This window comes from uncultured Microbacterium sp., from assembly GCF_937927635.1.
Classification (GTDB): domain Bacteria; phylum Actinomycetota; class Actinomycetes; order Actinomycetales; family Microbacteriaceae; genus Microbacterium.
The window spans coordinates 36,670-51,717 of the sequence record NZ_CALBRW010000037.1 but is presented as its reverse complement, the minus strand read 5'-3'; the positions used below and the strand labels follow the sequence as shown (position 1 = coordinate 51,717).

General features: G+C 69.5%; 15 protein-coding genes. 3 read left to right on the top strand and 12 right to left on the bottom strand.

Annotated elements, in window-relative coordinates; genetic code table 11:
* Positions 1-71 precede the first annotated feature (71 nt).
* Positions 72-1,646 carry a DEAD/DEAH box helicase gene (locus tag Q0568_RS14805; protein ID WP_298867864.1) on the top strand — a complete coding sequence of 525 codons (1,575 nt, stop codon included), beginning with the start codon at positions 72-74 and terminating at the stop codon, positions 1,644-1,646.
* A gap of 269 nt (positions 1,647-1,915) precedes the next feature.
* Here the strand turns inward: Q0568_RS14805 and Q0568_RS14800 are convergent, their stop codons facing one another.
* The 6 genes from Q0568_RS14800 to Q0568_RS14775 all read right to left on the bottom strand — a co-directional run bounded on the left by Q0568_RS14800 (position 1,916) and on the right by Q0568_RS14775 (position 6,304).
* A complete protein-coding gene (locus tag Q0568_RS14800) occupies positions 1,916-3,205 on the bottom strand; it encodes a citrate synthase (protein WP_298867862.1) in 1,290 nt (429 codons plus the stop codon).
* Between the two features lie 155 nt (positions 3,206-3,360).
* Complete coding sequence (dapC, locus tag Q0568_RS14795; protein WP_298867860.1) at positions 3,361-4,473, bottom strand: succinyldiaminopimelate transaminase; 1,113 nt, start codon at positions 4,471-4,473, stop codon at positions 3,361-3,363.
* Complete coding sequence (gene fdxA / locus Q0568_RS14790) at positions 4,474-4,794, bottom strand: ferredoxin (RefSeq protein WP_298867858.1); 321 nt, start codon at positions 4,792-4,794, stop codon at positions 4,474-4,476.
* 9 nt (positions 4,795-4,803) lie between these two features.
* Positions 4,804-5,214, bottom strand: coding sequence for a histidinol dehydrogenase (locus Q0568_RS14785; protein ID WP_298867856.1), 411 nt, complete (start codon positions 5,212-5,214; stop codon positions 4,804-4,806).
* Positions 5,215-5,252: 38 nt separating this feature from the next.
* A complete protein-coding gene (locus Q0568_RS14780; RefSeq protein ID WP_298867854.1) occupies positions 5,253-5,567 on the bottom strand; it encodes an AzlD domain-containing protein in 315 nt (104 codons plus the stop codon).
* Complete coding sequence (locus Q0568_RS14775) at positions 5,564-6,304, bottom strand: AzlC family ABC transporter permease (RefSeq protein ID WP_298867852.1); 741 nt, start codon at positions 6,302-6,304, stop codon at positions 5,564-5,566. Before Q0568_RS14775 ends, Q0568_RS14780 begins: the two co-directional genes overlap by 4 nt.
* 65 nt (positions 6,305-6,369) lie before the next feature.
* Here Q0568_RS14775 and Q0568_RS14770 point away from each other — a divergent pair, with 65 nt between their 5' ends.
* Entirely contained in the window at positions 6,370-6,915 is a 546-nt protein-coding gene (locus Q0568_RS14770) for an XRE family transcriptional regulator (RefSeq protein WP_298867850.1), read from the top strand.
* Between the two features lie 3 nt (positions 6,916-6,918).
* Here the strand turns inward: Q0568_RS14770 and Q0568_RS14765 are convergent, their stop codons facing one another.
* Positions 6,919-7,779 carry a phospholipase gene (locus Q0568_RS14765; protein ID WP_298867847.1) on the bottom strand — a complete coding sequence of 287 codons (861 nt, stop codon included), beginning with the start codon at positions 7,777-7,779 and terminating at the stop codon, positions 6,919-6,921.
* Positions 7,780-8,082: 303 nt separating this feature from the next.
* The gene (gene typA / locus Q0568_RS14760) at positions 8,083-9,993 is read right to left on the bottom strand and encodes a translational GTPase TypA (RefSeq protein WP_298867845.1); all 1,911 of its coding nucleotides are present in this window, start codon (positions 9,991-9,993) and stop codon (positions 8,083-8,085) included.
* 121 nt (positions 9,994-10,114) lie between these two features.
* Here typA and Q0568_RS14755 point away from each other — a divergent pair, with 121 nt between their 5' ends.
* Positions 10,115-10,873: a CPBP family intramembrane glutamic endopeptidase gene (locus Q0568_RS14755; RefSeq protein WP_298867844.1), complete on the top strand. Its 759-nt coding sequence runs from the start codon at positions 10,115-10,117 to the stop codon at positions 10,871-10,873.
* A 62-nt stretch (positions 10,874-10,935) separates the two neighbouring features.
* Here the strand turns inward: Q0568_RS14755 and Q0568_RS14750 are convergent, their stop codons facing one another.
* Genes Q0568_RS14750 through Q0568_RS14735 form a run of 4 tightly spaced genes read right to left on the bottom strand, consistent with a single transcriptional unit; the run spans position 10,936 to position 14,990 of the window.
* On the bottom strand, positions 10,936-11,487 hold the full coding sequence (locus tag Q0568_RS14750; protein ID WP_298867841.1) for a PH domain-containing protein: 552 nt from the start codon (positions 11,485-11,487) through the stop codon (positions 10,936-10,938).
* Positions 11,487-13,133 carry an ABC transporter ATP-binding protein gene (locus Q0568_RS14745; protein WP_298867839.1) on the bottom strand — a complete coding sequence of 549 codons (1,647 nt, stop codon included), beginning with the start codon at positions 13,131-13,133 and terminating at the stop codon, positions 11,487-11,489. Before Q0568_RS14745 ends, Q0568_RS14750 begins: the two co-directional genes overlap by 1 nt.
* Positions 13,130-14,071 carry an ABC transporter permease gene (locus tag Q0568_RS14740; RefSeq protein ID WP_298867837.1) on the bottom strand — a complete coding sequence of 314 codons (942 nt, stop codon included), beginning with the start codon at positions 14,069-14,071 and terminating at the stop codon, positions 13,130-13,132. Before Q0568_RS14740 ends, Q0568_RS14745 begins: the two co-directional genes overlap by 4 nt.
* Entirely contained in the window at positions 14,058-14,990 is a 933-nt protein-coding gene (locus Q0568_RS14735; protein WP_298867835.1) for an ABC transporter permease, read from the bottom strand. The genes Q0568_RS14740 and Q0568_RS14735 overlap by 14 nt, the downstream gene beginning before the upstream one ends.
* Between the last annotated feature and the right edge of the window lie 58 nt (positions 14,991-15,048).

Here is a 15,048-nt window from a genome sequence, read left to right as displayed (position 1 = left end):
GCGAACCGATGCGCGAACCCGCGCCGTCGCCCCCTTGCGCAGCGATCCTGCGCCCTTCCCGGAGTATCCCTATGACTTCCTTCATCGATCTCGGTGTGCCCGCCGTCCTCGCAGACGTCCTGGCCGCCGACGGCAAGACCGAGGCGTTCGCCATCCAGCGCGACACGCTCCCCGACTCGCTCGCCGGTCGCGACCTGCTGGGCCGCGGCCGCACCGGCAGCGGCAAGACCATCGCGTTCGCCCTCCCCCTGGTCGCCCGGCTGGCGGCATCCCGCTCCGCGCACCGTGCGGGCCACCCGCGCGGCCTGGTGCTGGCGCCCACCCGTGAGCTGGCCTCGCAGATCGCCGCGACCGTGGCCCCGCTGGCGAAGGCGGTCGGCCTGCGCGTGACCACCATCTTCGGCGGCGTGAGCCAGCGCCCGCAGGAGCAGGCCATGCGCGCCGGCGTCGACATCGTCGTGGCGTGCCCCGGGCGTCTCGAGGACCTCATGAAGCAGGGCGTCGTCTCGCTGGATGCCGTGGAGGTGGCTGTGCTGGACGAGGCCGACCACATGGCCGACCTGGGCTTCCTGCCCGGCGTCACCCGCATCCTGAGCGCCACCCCGAAGAACGGGCAGCGCCTGCTGTTCAGCGCCACCCTCGACCACGGCATCGACACGCTCGCGCGGAAGTTCCTGCACGACGCGGTCAGCCACGAGGTCGACGAGGCCAGCGTGCCGGTCGGCGAGATGACCCACCGCGTGCTGGTCGCGGCGGATGCCGACGCCAAGAAGCACCTGGTGACCGCGCTGGCATCCGGCACCGGCCGTCGCATCCTGTTCACCCGCACCAAGCACCACGCCAAGAAGCTCGCCAAGCAGCTGACCTCCTCCGGCATCCCCGCCGTCGACCTGCAGGGCAACCTGGGTCAGAACGCCCGCGAGCGCAACCTCGCCGCGTTCAACGCCGACCCCGCCGACGGCGGCGTGCGCGTGCTGGTGGCCACCGACGTGGCCGCCCGCGGCGTGCACGTCGACCATGTCGAGCTGGTCGTGCACGTGGATCCGCCCGTGGAGCACAAGGCGTACCTGCACCGCTCCGGCCGCACCGCGCGCGCCGGCGAGGCCGGAACCGTCGTCACGGTGACACTGCCCGAGCAGCGCCGTGACGTGAAGGACATCCTGCGCAAGGCGCAGATCACGGCGCCGCTGGAGGACGTCACCCCCGCCATCATCGACGAGCTCGTCGGCGAGCGCGCCGCGAAGGTCGCGTACGTGCCCGTCCCCAAGCAGCCGCAGGGCAAGCCGAAGGCCAAGCCCGCCCAGGGCCAGTCGGGCGAAGGCCGGTCCGCCGGTCGCTCACGCGGCCGCCGCGGTGGGCAGCGCGCCGAGGGCGGGCGTTCGGAGAGCGCGCGGTCGGATTCCGGTCAGCGCCAGGGCGGTCGGCGTCAGGATGGTCGGCGTCAGGATGCCGCCGACCACTCGCGCGCCCGTTCGCAGGGCAGCCAGACCCGCTACAGCACCCAGACCGGCGCTCCCACCGGCCAGCAGCGTCAGGGCTCGCGTCCCGCCGGCCAGCACCGCGACGGTGCCGCGCGCCCGGCTGGTCAGCAGCAGCCCGGCCGCCGCACCGGCTCGCGCCGCGCCAGCCGCCCGCAGGGCCGCTGAGTCGCGGAGGTGCGGATGCCGCCGGCATCCGCACCTCCGGCATCCGCACCCACCCACCGGCACCCGCAACCCGTTCGGCACCCGCACCCCATCGGTGTACGCACCCCGGATCCGCATGCACTTCGGGGGCCGACACGCCAGATGTCGGACGTTCTCGCTGGAATCGTCCGTCATCTGGCGTGTCGGCCCCCGTTCCGCATCAATGGAAGCACACGACGAAGCCGGCCCGGGAGAATCCCGAACCGGCGTTCAGACTCTGAGCGCCGCGCTCAGCGCGCGGGGAACTGCCGCTCGGGTGCGCCGATGTACAGCTGCTGCGGGCGGCCGATCTTGGTCTGCGGGTCGAGGTTCAGCTCGCGCCACTGCGCCAGCCAGCCGGGCAGGCGGCCGATGGCGAACAGCACGGTGAACATGCGGGTCGGGAAGCCCATGGCCTTGTAGATCACGCCGGTGTAGAAGTCGACGTTCGGGTACAGGCGACGCTCCTTGAAGTAGTCGTCCGCAAGGGCGATCTCCTCGAGCTCCTTGGCCAGATCCAGCAGCGGGTCGCTCACGCCGAGCTCGGCGAGCACCTCGTCGGCTGCCTCCTTGACGAGCTTGGCGCGCGGGTCGTAGTTCTTGTAGACGCGGTGCCCGAAGCCCATCAGCTTGACGCCGTCCTCCTTGTTCTTCACCCGCTCCACGAAGCGCTGCACGCTCTGGCCCGACTCGCGGATCTGCCCGAGCATGGTCAGCACGGCCTCGTTGGCGCCGCCGTGCAGCGGGCCGGAGAGCGCCTGGATGCCGGCGGAGATCGAGGCGAACTGGTTCGCGCCGGTCGAGCCGACCAGGCGGACCGTGGAGGTCGAGGCGTTCTGCTCGTGGTCCTCGTGCAGGATCAGCAGCAGCTCGAGCGCCTTCGACATGACGGGGTTGACCTCGTACTCCTCGGACTGCACGCCGAAGTTGAGCTTGAGGAAGTTGTCGACGAAGCTCAGCGAGTTGTCGGGGTAGAGGAACGCCTGGCCGACGCTCTTCTTGTGCGCGTATGCGGCGATGACCGGCAGCTTGGCCAGCATCCGCACCATGTTCAGCTCGACGTGCTCGGGGTTGGCGGGATCCGTCTGGCCCTCGTAGTACGTCGACAGCGCGGCGACGGCCGAGGACAGCACGGACATGGGGTGCGCGGTGTGCGGCAGCGCGGTGAAGAAGTGCTTGAGGTCCTCGTGCAGCAGCGTGTGCCGGCGGATCTTGTCGTCGAACTCGGCCAGCTCGGATGCCGTGGGCAGTTCGCCGTAGATGAGCAGCCACGCGGTCTCGAGGTAGCTGCAGTTCTTCGCGATCTGCTCGATCGGGTAACCGCGATAGCGCAGGATGCCCTTGTCGCCGTCGATGAACGTGATGGCCGACTTGGTCGAGGCCGTGTTCACGAACCCGTAGTCCAGAGCCGTGTGCCCGGTCTGGCGGGTGAGAGTCGAGAAGTCGATGCTGGCATTCCCGCTGGTCGAGCGCAGCACCGGGAACTCCGCGGTGGTGTCGCCGATCGAGAGAGTCGCCTTGTCAGGCTGAGCTGCGCTCACGCCTACCTCCTGCTGCGTCTGTGTCGTCGTGGACGATGTGTGGCGCAGGGCGCCTGTCGGGATCCGACCGCATCGCTTTTACAGCCTAGCCGGGTGCCGGGCCAACTGTGACATCCACCAAGAGATCAGGGATCTGACAGCGGATTCCGACAAGTTCAGCGAGCGGATGCTGCAAGTCGAGCCGCCGCGGCCGCCACACGCTCCCGCGGAGCGGTCAGAGAGACGCGCACATGATCGGCGGAGTGGTCGCCGTAGAAGTGGCCGGGACCGGCCAGGATGCCGAGATCGGCCAGCCGACCCATCGAGTCCCACGCGTCACGGCCCTCGGTGAGCCAGAGGTACAGGCCGGCCTCGGAGCCGTCGATGCGGAAGCCCGCAGCCTGAACGGCCGGCACCAGCAGCTCGCGCCGGACGCGGTACAGCTCCTTCTGCGCGACCACGTGCTCGTCGTCGCGCAGGGCGACGGCCATCGCATGCTGCACGGGAGCGGGAGGCATGAGGCCGAGGTGCTTGCGCGCTGTGAGCAGCTCCCCCACGATGCGCGCGCAGCCGGCCAGCAGGGCGGCGCGATACCCCGCCAGGTTGGACTGCTTGCTCAGCGAGTACACACTCAGCAGTCCCGCCCTCGTGCCGCCGGTGACGCGGGGGTCCAGCACCGACGGGATGGGCTCGGACGCCCAGGGGCCGTCCCAGCCGAGCTCCGCGTAGCACTCGTCGCTGGCCAGCACGGCGCCCAGCTCGCGCGCTCGCGCGACGGCGACCTTCAGCTCGTCGATGCTCCAGGTGCGCCCGTCGGGGTTTCCGGGGGTGTTGATCCAGATCAGCTTCGCGCCCACGGGCCAGTCGGCCGGGTCGTCGATCGCCAACGGTGTGGCCCCGACGGTCGTCGCGCCGACCGCGTAAGTGGGGTACGCGACCCGCGGATGCACGACGACATCGCCCACTCCCAGCCCGAGCAGCAGCGGCAGCAGCGCCACGAGCTCCTTGGAGCCGATGGTGGGCAGCACGTTGCCGACCGCGAGATCCGGCACGCCCCGGCGTCTCGCATACCAGTCGACGATGGCCTCGCGCAGCGCGGGCGTCCCGACGGTCTGCGGGTAGGCGTGCGCGTCGGTCGCCTCGGCCAGCGCCCGGCGGATGACCTCGGGAGTGGGATCGACGGGCGAGCCGATCGAGAGGTCGACGATGCCGTCAGGATGCGCGGCTGCGCGCGCCCGGTACGGCTCGACGGCGTCCCAGGGATAGTTCGCGAGGTCGCGGACTCCCACTCACTGCACCTGAGGCGGGAGCGCGGAGACCAGCGCGTGGTCGTAGGGCAGCACGCCGACCTTGGCGGCGCCGCCCGGGGATCCGAGCTCGTCGAAGAACTCGACGTTGGCCTTGTAGTAGTCGGCCCATTCCTCGGGTAGGTCGTCCTCGTAGAAGATCGCCTCGACGGGGCAGACCGGTTCGCAGGCGCCGCAGTCCACGCATTCATCGGGGTGGATGTAGAGCATCCGCTCCCCCTCGTAGATGCAGTCCACGGGACATTCGTCGACGCAGGCGCGGTCCTTGACGTCGACGCAGGGAAGGGCGATCACATACGTCACCCACTCAGTCTACGACGAGCGGGCGCCATCCCGGCCCGTGCGGGCGGCGGATGCCGACAGCGCGCGCAGCCGGGCCATGTCCGGCCACATCACCACGAGCACCACGATGCCCGCTGCGAGGTACATCCAGATGTTGCCCAGCGCGGTGTTCGGCACGACCACCGATCCGCCCGGCCCTCGCTGCGAGATGACCAGCAGCATCCCCAGCAGCCCGATCCCGGCGGCGAGAGCCGCCCAGCGGTCTCCGGTGAGAGCGCGAAGCGCGATCAGCAGGGCGGCGCAGGCCACAGTGCCGAGGATCAGCCCCACCGGCACCGGTCCCAGGATGTAGCTGTGCGCGATGGTCGCCGCGACGCCGTAGACCGCGCCGATGAGGGCGGCGGCGAGCCAGGACAGACCACGGGAGAGGACGGAGCGCACGGGGTCAGCGTAGCGGCGGATGCTGTGAGCGCACCCCCTCAGGCGGCCCAGCCCACCAGCCGCAGGAGAGCGGCCACGGCGGCCGCCGCGGCGACGACCACCAGGAACGACTGCCGCATCCACAGCAGGCCAGCGGCCACCAGCACGGCAGGCACCCTGGCGTCCACGAGGATCGCCTGCCCCGCGCCCAGCGACTGCACGGCCACCAGCGCCCCCAGCAGCGCCACGGTCAGCAGGTCGGAGATGCGTGCTGTGCGCGGCGCCTCGAGCAGCTTGGCGGGCACGAGGTAGCCGATGAGCTTCTGCCCCACGCAGATGCAGGCGGCCAGCAGCACGGCGCTCCAGATCGTCACTTCGCAGCCTCCTCGCAGGCGGGTGCCGCATCGCGCCCGAGCCAGTTGAACCAGCCGACCACGATCGCGACCACAGCGGCCACCAGCACCGGCAGGCCGGGCATGAGCACCGGCGTGAGGACCGCCGCGACCACGGCCGCCGCCACACCGACCGCCACAGCCTGACGCTCCCTGAGCCGAGGCCACAGCAGTGCCAGGAAGGCCGCGGCAGCCGCGGCATCCAGGCCCCACGCCTTCGGGTCGCCCAGCACGTCACCCAGCAGCGCCCCCGCCAGGGTGGTGAGATTCCAGCCGACGAACACGCCCAGACCCGTGATCCAGAATCCCAGTCGGCCGAGCTTCGGGTCGTCCTGCGAGATCGCGACGGCGGTCGACTCGTCGATGGTGACCTGCGCTGCCGCGGCGCGCTTGAGGAACCCGCGGCCGATGATGCCCGACATCCGCATGCCGTAGGCCACGTTGCGCACCCCCAGCAGCGCCGCCGATGCCACTGCGGAGGGCAGCGCCGCCAGCCCGCCTGCGCCGAGCACGCCGATGAACGCGAACTGCGAGCCGCCGGTGAACATCACCAGGCTCAGCACGCACGTCTGCCAGACATCCAGTCCGGATGCCACGGCCAGAGCGCCGAAGGAGATGCCGTAGGCGCTGGTGGCGATGGCCACGCCCAGACCCTCGCGCCACACCTCGCGCGAGGGGTGCCGCACGGCATCCGTCTCTGTTCGCTCCGCTGAACGCATGATCATCATTCTGAACATCGCGGGCACGTCAGTCAAGTCGAACGATCGTTTGACATACTGAACATATGGATCTGCGTGAACGCATCGCCCATTCCCTGCGCCGCGAACGCGAGGCCGTCGGCATCTCGGTGTCGGAGCTGGCCCGTCGGGCGGGGGTCTCGAAGGCCACCGTGTCGCAGCTGGAGACCGGGGCCGCCAACCCCAGCGTGGAGACGCTGTGGGCACTCGGCGATGCGCTCGGCATCCCGTTCTCGACCCTCGTGGACGAGCGCGCGGCGGCTCCGCGGCTGATCCGCCTCGGAGACCACGCAGGCGTGCCCTCGGCGGCCTCGCCGTATCTGGCGACGCTGCTCTCGGCCGCGGCGCCGGGAACGCGCCGCGACATCTACCTGATCCAGGCCGAGCTCGGCGAGCCCCGCCGCTCGCTCCCCCACCGCAACGGCACCACCGAGCACGTGGTGCTCATCAGCGGCGAGGCGCTGATCGGACCCGCCGACCAGCCCGAATTGCTGCATCCGGGCGACTACCTGTCGTATCCGGGCGACGCCCCGCACGTGTTCGAGGCGCGCGCGGCCGGTACCAGCGCGGTGCTGATCAGCGAGCTGCGCTGACGATCAGTACCAGTTCACCGCGCGGGAGTGCGACCAGGCCGCGCAGGGCGAGCCGTACGCGCGCTTGATGTAGTCCAGGCCCCAGGAGATCTGGGTGGCCGCGTTGGTGCGCCAGTCGGCACCGGCGGTGGCCATCTTGCTGCCGGGGAGCGCCTGCGGGATGCCGGTGGCACCGCTGCGGTTGTAGGCCTGGTAGTTCCAGCCGGACTCCTTGTTCCAGAGGCTCGAGAGGCAGGCGAACTGTCCACTGCCCCAGCCATAGCGGTCAGCCGCCAGCCGCCGCGTCGTGGCCTTCGCACCGCTCGGCGTGTTGGCGGCCGCCAGCGCAGCTGCAGCCTGGCGCTGCCGCTCGGCCGCGTGCTCCGCCGCGATGCGCGCGGCCTCCGCCTGCTTGGCGGCCTCCTCGGCGGCCTTGGCGTCCTTCGCCGCGCTGAGCTCGTTCTGGAGGTGCGTGGTGCCCTGCTGCACGCGCACCGTGCTGCGGATGACGTCGTCGGTGAGTTCCGCCAGCTGCTCCGCGCTGGCCTCATCGGCCGCGGCGATGGCCTTCACGTCGCGCGTGAGGTCGGCGACGTTCACTTCCGCAAGAGCGGAGGGGGTCTGCAGGCCGGACTGCTCGACGACGTGGTTCAGCGCGACGGCGTTGGTCAGCGCGATGCGGCCGTCCTGCTCCACGGCGGCGGCCTTGTGCACATCCGCCGCACTGGGTGCAGCCAGGGCAGGTGCGGCCATGACTCCGGTCGCGGCGATGCCTGCCAGCACCGCACCGACGGCGAGGCCGATGAGGGGGCGGCGCATGGCCGAGTGGGCGGACGAGGCGGCGGTCACCCGCCGAGACGCACGGGTGTTGAGGGTATCCAGCATGGAGTTCGACTTTCGGGTCGTCGTCGGCCCGGTCCCATCAGGGGCTCGCTCATCGGGGGCGGTCTCCCGGGCACGAGTCCCGAGCCTTCCAGCCCCGTCTGGGCGGAACATGCCACGGACCTGGACATTCCGTGCCTGGTTCGTGGGAATCCGGGTGCCATGCTCCCAAGAAGGTGTGTTATGGCTTCGTTACTTTCAGCCCCGCTCTCTGACGCCGAGACCCCTCGTGAACGTCGAGACCCCTCCGCAGCCGCGTCGCCCACGAGGGGTCTCGGCGGTCAGGAGGGGTCTCGGCAGTGTGGGTCAGGCGTTCGCGTCCTGGCGCTTCAGGCGCGACGCCTCGCGACCGCGGATGGTCTGGTCCAGGACCACCTTGCGGATGCGGACGGCATCCGGGGTGACCTCGACGCACTCGTCCTCGCGAGCGAACTCCAGCGACTCCTCCAGCGACAGGATGCGCGGCGGGGTCATCGACTCGAACGTGTCGGCCGTGGAGGAGCGCATGTTGGTGAGCTTCTTCTCCTTGGTGATGTTCACGTCCATGTCGTCGGCACGGGAGTTCTCGCCCACGACCATGCCCTCGTAGACCTCCTCGGTCGGGCGCACGAAGAACGACATGCGCTCCTGCAGGGCGATCATGGCGAACGGGGTGGCGACACCCGCACGGTCGGCCACGATGGAGCCGTTCTGACGCGCGACGATGGAGCCGGCCCACTCGTCGTAGCCGGAGGCGATGGCGTTGGCGATGCCGGTGCCGCGGGTGATGGAGAGGAACTCCGTGCGGAAGCCGATCAGACCGCGGGCCGGCACGACGAACTCCATGCGGATCCAGCCGGTGCCGTGGTTGACCAGGTTGTCCATGCGGCCGCGGCGGTTGGCCATGAGCTGGGTGACGGCACCGAGGTGCTCCTCGGGGACGTCGACGGTGAGGTGCTCGTAGGGCTCGTGCACCTTGCCGTCGATCTTGCGTGTGACGACCTGCGGCTTGCCGACGGTGAGCTCGAAGCCCTCGCGGCGCATGTTCTCGACGAGGATGGCCAGCTGCAGCTCGCCGCGGCCCTGCACCTCCCACGCGTCGGGACGGCCGATCTCGTTCACGCGCAGCGACACGTTGCCGACCAGCTCGCGATCCAGACGGTCCTTCACCATGCGGGCGGTGAGCTTGTGGCCCTTGACCTTGCCGACCAGCGGCGAGGTGTTGGTGCCGATGGTCATCGAGATCGACGGCTCGTCGACGTGGATCTGCGGCAGCGGACGCACATCCTCGGGGTCGGCGATGGTCTCGCCGATCATGATGTCGGGGAAGCCCGCGATCACGGCGATGTCGCCGGGACCGGCGGACTCGGCCGGGTAGCGGTCCAGCGCCTTCGTCATCAGCAGCTCGGTGATGCGGGCGTTCTGGGTGGTGCCGTCCTGACGGACCCAGGCCACGGTCTGGCCCTTCTTGAGCGTGCCGTTGAAGACGCGCAGCAGAGCCAGACGGCCCAGGAACGAGGAGGAGTCCAGGTTGGTGACCCACGCCTGCAGCGGGGCGTCGTCGTCGTAGGACGGTGCCGGCACGTGCTCGAGGATCGCCTCGAACAGCGGCTCGAGGTCGTCGTTGTCGGGCAGTTCGCCGTTGGCGGGACGGTTGCGGGATGCCGCACCGGCGCGGCCCGAGGCGTAGACCACGGGCACGTCCAGCAGCGCGTCGACGTCGAGGTCGGGAACGTCGTCGACCAGGTCGGATGCCAGGCCCAGCAGCAGGTCCTGTGCCTCGGCCTCGACCTCGGCGATGCGCGCATCGGCACGGTCGGTCTTGTTGACCAGCAGGATGACGGGCAGCTTGGCCTCGAGCGCCTTGCGCAGCACGAAGCGGGTCTGCGGCAGCGGGCCCTCGGAGGCGTCCACCAGCAGCACCACGCCGTCGACCATGGACAGGCCGCGCTCGACCTCGCCGCCGAAGTCGGCGTGACCGGGGGTGTCCACCACGTTGATGGTGATGGGCGTGTCGGTGTGGATGCCCTTGTACGTGATCGCCGTGTTCTTGGCGAGGATCGTGATGCCCTTCTCGCGCTCCAGGTCGTTGGAGTCCATGGCGCGCTCCTCGACGTGGGCGTGCTCGCCGAAGGAGCCGGTCTGACGGAGCATGGCGTCGACGAGCGTGGTCTTGCCGTGGTCGACATGTGCGACGATCGCGACGTTTCGAAGGTCAGAGCGGAGGGCGTGCGCCATTCAAGAAGTCCTAAGGAGTGGGAGAAGTGGATTCGTCGCCCGCGACGGACACAGGGCTGACGTTCCAGGATAACGCACTCGACACGCGGACTTGCTGACAACGGGCTCTAGCATCGGAGACGTGACGCGTTCAAGGATCTGGTGGGAGATCGCGATCGTGCTGGCGCTGGGTCTCGGCCAGTCCGCGATCTACTCGATCGTGCAGCTGGCCTACCGTCTCACCTCGAGCACTCCCCTGGCCGACCAGACCGCCACGCTGAACCCCTCGCAGAGCAGCCGGGAGGTCTTCGACCTCATCTACCAGCTGCTGTCGATCGGATTCGCGATCGTGCCCGTACTGCTGGTGTGCTTCCTGCTGTGGCAATCCCACCGCCCGCACCTGGCGCTGCTGGGCCTGGACGGCACGCGGTTCGGCCGGGACATCGGCCGGGGTGCGCTGCTGGTGCTGGCCATCGGCATCCCCGGCATAGGCCTGTACCTGCTGGGACGGGCGATGGGCGTGTTCGTGGCGGTGGACCCCGGCGGGCTGAACGCCTACTGGTGGACGGTGCCCGTGCTGATCCTGTCGGCTGCACGCGCGGCCGTGCAGGAGGAGTTCGTCGTGCTGGGCTACCTGTTCCGCCGGCTGCGTCAGCTGGGATGGGGCACCTGGCCGATCATCCTGGCCACCAGCCTGCTGCGCGGCAGCTATCACCTGTACCAGGGGCCGGGCGCGTTCGTGGGGAACTTCGCCATGGGGATGCTGTTCGGCTGGCTGTTCGCGCGCGGCGGCCGGCTGATGCCGTTCCTCGTCGCGCACTTCCTCATCGACGCCACGGCGTTCGTGGGGTACCCGTGGGCGGCTGCCCTGTGGCCGGCGCTGTTCGGGCTGCCCGGCTGAGGCGGCTGGGCCGCGCCTCGACAGGCTCGACGCCCCACTCTGCCGGGGCCTGACGCTCCGTGTCAGTGCGCGATGATGACCGCGTTCACGGCCCAGACCCCGAGCGCCAGTCCGGTCCAGATCATGGGCCAGTCCCAGCCGTGCACGACCGCGTCGCCGACATCCGGGACGGACTCGGCGCGCAGCCGGTGCAGGGCGGCGATTCCGTCCTCCTCCTCGGCGTTGCCGTGCTCCTTCTCGCCTCCGACGCCCAGGCGTCGCGGACGTGAGCGGGCCGGGCCGCCGAAGCTGCTGAGCACCTGCCCGCCGTAGAGGGCGAACTCGAGCTGCCAGCGCATCGAGATCCTGTCCACTCGACCCCACGGCACCCACGTGCGCCGGAGCAGGTTCTGCACGCGCACACCCGTGGCGTCGGCGCGCACGTCCGAGGCGACGCCCGCCACGTACACGCCCCACACCACCAGCAGCGGCCACGGCGCGAGCAGAGCAGCGTTCACCGGCCCCGACCGCACCACCGCATCGCCCAGGAGGAACACGGCCAGCACCGCGGACAGCCCGAGCAGCACGACCGCCCCGGTCGCGCGGAACACCCGGGGCGGTCGTGCGGTGACCATCAGACGGCGCCGCCCAGCGGCAGGTCGGCGCCGGGGATGGCATCCAGCAGTCGCCGGGTGTACTCCTCGGCGGGGTTGCTGAAGATGTCATCGACCGTGCCCTGCTCGACGATGCGGCCCTTCTCCATGACGCACACGAAGTCGGCCGCGACGCGCACGACCGCGAGGTCGTGCGTGATGAACAGGTACGTCAGTCCGAGCTCGTGCTGCAGGTCCGCGAGCAGGTGCAGGATCTGGTCCTGCACGAGCACGTCGAGAGCGGAGACGGCCTCGTCCAGCACGATGATGTCGGGACGGAGCGCCAGGGCCCTGGCGATCGCGACGCGCTGCCGCTGACCGCCGGAGAGCTCGTTCGGGTAGCGCCAGGCCAGCTCGCGCGGCAGCGCGACCTTCTCCAGCAGCTCGAGCGCGCGCTGGTGCTGCTCCTGCTTGGTGCCCACGTGGTGCACCTCAAGGGGCTCGGTGATGAGGCTGCCGATGCTGCGCAGCGGGTCCAGCGAGCCGTACGGGTTCTGGAACACCGGCTGCATGCGCCGACGCAACTTGAAGATGTCGGCGCGCGACATCCCCACGGCCGACTGCCCGTCGATGAACACGTCGCCAGAGGTGGCCTTCTCCAACTGCAGCAGCATCTTCGCCACCGTGGACTTGCCCGAGCCGGACTCGCCCACCAGCGCCAGCGTCTTGCCGCGCTGGATGGTGAAGGACACGTCGTCGACCGCGCGGAACTGCTCCGAGCGCAGGCCGCCGGTGCGGATCGAGTAGTCCTTGACGAGGTTCTTCACCTCGACCACCGCCGGGATGCTGGGATCGACGGGCGCCGACTCGTGCACGCCCGCGCCGATGCGCTTGGATGCCAGGCTGGGAGCCGCGGCGACCAGTCGCTGCGTGTACGGGTGCTTCGGGTTGGTCAGGATCGTGACGCTGGGTCCCGCCTCGACGATCTCGCCCTGGTTCATCACCAGGATGCGGTCCGCGCGCTCCGCGGCCAGGCCGAGGTCGTGCGTGATCAGCAGCACCGAGGTGCCCCGCTCAGCGGTCAGCGAAGCCAGGTGATCCAGGATCACCCGCTGCACGGTCACGTCCAGGGCGCTGGTGGGCTCGTCGGCGATCAGCAGCTTCGGGTCGGCCGCCAGACCGATTCCGATCAGCGCGCGCTGCTTCATTCCCCCGGAGAACTGGTGGGGGAACTGGTGCATGCGGCGCGCGGCGTCGCTGAGACCTGCCTGGACGAGAACCTCGACGGCGCGGTCGTGCACCTGCTTGCGGCCTTGAGCCAGCCCGTTGGCGCGGACGGCCTCCTTCACCTGGAAGCCGATCGACCACACCGGGTTGAGGTTCGACATCGGGTCCTGCGGCACGTAGCCGATCTCCCGACCGCGGATGTGCTCCATCTTCGCGCGGCCGGCCTTGGTGAGGTCGGTGCCATCGAGGTGGATGCTGCCCTCGGTCACCGTGCCGGTGCCGGGGAGCAGGTCGATGATGGCCGCGGCGGTCGTCGACTTGCCCGAACCGGATTCGCCGACGATGGCCAGGGTCTCGCCGGGGAAGACGTCGAAGCTGACGCCGTGCAGCACCTCGCGCGAGGTCTTGCCGCTGCGGAAGGCGACCTTCAGGTCGCGGACGGTCAGAAGCGGTGCGCTCATCGCTGGGCCCTCGCCTTCGGGTCGACGGCGTCGCGCAGCAGCTCGCCGAGAGTGATGAATGCCAGCACGGTCAGCGTCAGCGCCAGTGACGGCCAGAACAGCGCCATCGGAGCGGTGCGGATGCTGGTCTGCGCCTGGCTGATGTCCAGACCCCACGACATGACGCCCGAGAGGCCGACACCGAGGAAGGCGAGCACCGACTCTGCCACGATGGCTCCTGCCAGGCTCAGCGTCGCCACCACGATGACCGGGGCCATCGAGTTGGGCAGCACGTGCACGATCAGGATTTGGAACCGCGAGAGACCCACGGCCTCGGCGCCCATCACATAGTCCTCCTGCTTGACGCGCAGGATCTCGGCGCGCATGATGCGCGCCGTGCCGGCCCAGGCGAAGCCACCGATGGCGAAAGCCAGCACGAACACGTTGCGGTCGGGCAGCACCGACATCACCACCACGGCGGCGATGATGTAGGGGATCGTGAAGAAGATGTCGCCGACACGGGACAGCAGCGAGTCCAGCCAGCCGCCGTAGAAGCCGGCGAACGCGCCCATCACGACACCGATGACCGTGCCGATGACCGTGGCCAGCACGCCGACGATGAGCGAGGTGCGGGTGCCCCAGACCACCCGGGCGTACACGTCGCAGCCCTGGCGGGTGAAGCCCATGATGTGCCCCGCCTCAGGACCGCCGTTGCTGTGCGTAAGAGTGCAGCCGTCGGTGGGCGAGACGCTGGTGAACAGGGTCGGGGCGAAGGCGGCGACGATCACGAGGAGGACGAAACCCGTGGAGACCCAGAAGACGGGCCGCCGGCGCAGGTCGCGCCAGGCGTCCAGCCACAGGTTGCTGGGCTTGTCGTCGATGCGGACGACGTCGACGCGCACCGAGGTCGTCTCCACCGGAGCGACGTAGTGCTCGCTGTTCGAGTCAATTGGAGACATAGCGGATCCTCGGATCGAGCAGGCCGTAGAGCAGGTCCACGACGATGTTGATGAACACGTAGACGACGACGAACACGGTGACGAAGGACACCACCGTGGGGTTCTCGCCGCGGATGATCGCCTGGTACAGGGTGTTGCCGACGCCCGGCACATTGAAGATGCCCTCGGTGACGGTCGCTCCGACCATGAGCACGCCGAACACGGTGCCGAGGTCGGTGATCATCGGGATCAGCGAGTTGCGCAGCACGTGCACCGGGATCACCCGGCGACGGGGCAGGCCCTTGCTGTACGCGGTGCGCACCCAGTCCTGGTTGAGGGTGTCGATGGTCGACGAGCGCGTCAGCCGCATGCTGGTGGCGTACACGCTGAACCCCAGCACGATGGCCGGGAGCCAAAGATCGCCCCAGTCGTTGTCGGCGCCGACTGTCGGTCTGAACCACCCCAATTGGATGGCGAGGAAGTACTGCGCCAGGAATGCCAGGACGAAGATCGGCAGGGCGACGAAGATCAGCGCGAGCACGAGCATCGAGTTGTCGAAGACGCCGTCCTTGCCCAGTGCGGAGAACAGACCGATGATGATCGCCAGGATGAAGGCGATGGCGACCGACATGACCGCCAGTCGCAGGGTGACGGGGAACGTCCTGGACAGCACCTCGATGACGGGCTGACCGGAGAAGCTCGTGCCGAAGTCGAGCCGGAAGATGCCCGTGATGTAGAAGAAGTACTGCACGATGAACGGCTGGTCGAGGTGGTACTGCGCACGCAGCTGGTCGATCAGGGCCGGGCTCGGCTGGTGGTCACCGAAGAGCGCGGCGATGGAGTCGCCGGGCATCGCGAAGACCATGAAATAGATCAGCAGGGTCGCGCCGAAGAACACGGGGACGGCCTGCAGGATCCGTCGGAGGATGTAGAAAGCCACCCTCGACCTCCTTTTTCTGTTCGGAAGCAGAGTAAACGGGGCGGTGGTGGAATCACCA

Coding starts and splice junctions, on each gene's coding strand:
- typA (WP_298867845.1), bottom strand. CDS start 9,993: ATGGCGCACGCCCTCCGCTCTGACCTTCGAAACGTCGCGATCGTCGCA.
- Q0568_RS14805 (WP_298867864.1), top strand. CDS start 72: ATGACTTCCTTCATCGATCTCGGTGTGCCCGCCGTCCTCGCAGACGTC.
- Q0568_RS14775 (WP_298867852.1), bottom strand. CDS start 6,304: ATGCGTTCAGCGGAGCGAACAGAGACGGATGCCGTGCGGCACCCCTCG.
- Q0568_RS14750 (WP_298867841.1), bottom strand. CDS start 11,487: ATGGTCACCGCACGACCGCCCCGGGTGTTCCGCGCGACCGGGGCGGTC.
- Q0568_RS14765 (WP_298867847.1), bottom strand. CDS start 7,779: ATGCTGGATACCCTCAACACCCGTGCGTCTCGGCGGGTGACCGCCGCC.
- Q0568_RS14740 (WP_298867837.1), bottom strand. CDS start 14,071: ATGTCTCCAATTGACTCGAACAGCGAGCACTACGTCGCTCCGGTGGAG.
- Q0568_RS14745 (WP_298867839.1), bottom strand. CDS start 13,133: ATGAGCGCACCGCTTCTGACCGTCCGCGACCTGAAGGTCGCCTTCCGC.
- Q0568_RS14770 (WP_298867850.1), top strand. CDS start 6,370: ATGGATCTGCGTGAACGCATCGCCCATTCCCTGCGCCGCGAACGCGAG.